Source organism: Pustulibacterium marinum (assembly GCF_900116665.1).
GTDB lineage: Bacteria > Bacteroidota > Bacteroidia > Flavobacteriales > Flavobacteriaceae > Pustulibacterium > Pustulibacterium marinum.
Window position 1 is genome coordinate 1 of record NZ_FPBK01000032.1, and the last position, 1,002, is coordinate 1,002.

Here is a 1,002-nt window from a genome sequence, read left to right on the forward strand (position 1 = left end):
CGATATTTGATGCGAAATGAATTAGAATTGTTTGGAAAGACAAACCATAGAGGGTGATAGTCCCGTATTGTTAAGTTTTGTTATTGATAGTAGTATCCTGAGTAGCGCGGGGCACGTGAAACCCTGTGTGAATCTGGCGGGACCATCCGCTAAGGCTAAATACTCCTGAGAGACCGATAGTGAACTAGTACCGTGAGGGAAAGGTGAAAAGAACCCTGAATAAGGGAGTGAAAAAGAACCTGAAACCATACGCTTACAAGCGGTCGGAGCCCTTTAGTGGGGTGACGGCGTGCCTTTTGCATAATGAGCCTACGAGTTACTTTTACTAGCAAGGTTAAGGGCTTCAGGTCCGGAGCCGTAGCGAAAGCGAGTCTGAATAGGGCGTTATAGTTAGTAGTAGTAGACGCGAAACCGTGTGATCTACCCATGGGCAGGTTGAAGCTGTGGTAACACATAGTGGAGGACCGAACCCGTTGACGTTGAAAAGTCTTGGGATGACCTGTGGGTAGGGGTGAAAGGCCAATCAAACTCGGAAATAGCTCGTACTCCCCGAAATGCATTTAGGTGCAGCGTTGATTTAGTTTTATAGAGGTAGAGCTACTGATTGGATGCGGGGGCTTCACCGCCTACCAATTCCTGACAAACTCCGAATGCTATAAAATGATGATCAGCAGTGAGGGCATGGGTGCTAAGGTCCATGTCCGAGAGGGAAAGAACCCAGACCATCAGCTAAGGTCCCCAAATGTATGCTAAGTTGAAAAAACGCGGTTTGATTGCTTAGACAGCTAGGATGTTGGCTTGGAAGCAGCCATTCATTTAAAGAGTGCGTAACAGCTCACTAGTCGAGCGATCGAGCATGGATAATAATCGGGCATAAGTATACTACCGAAGCTATGGACTTATAAAGTGGTAGGGGAGCATTCTATGGGCGTTGAAGGTGTACTGCGAGGTATGCTGGAGCGTATAGAAAAGAAAATGTAGGCATAAGTAACGATAATGCGG

Annotated in this window: 1 rRNA gene; it reads left to right on the forward strand. The window is 46.8% G+C overall.

What is annotated here, in order from left to right:
- Positions 1-1,002: ribosomal RNA gene (locus BM383_RS18705) — 23S ribosomal RNA — on the forward strand; the annotation flags it as partial.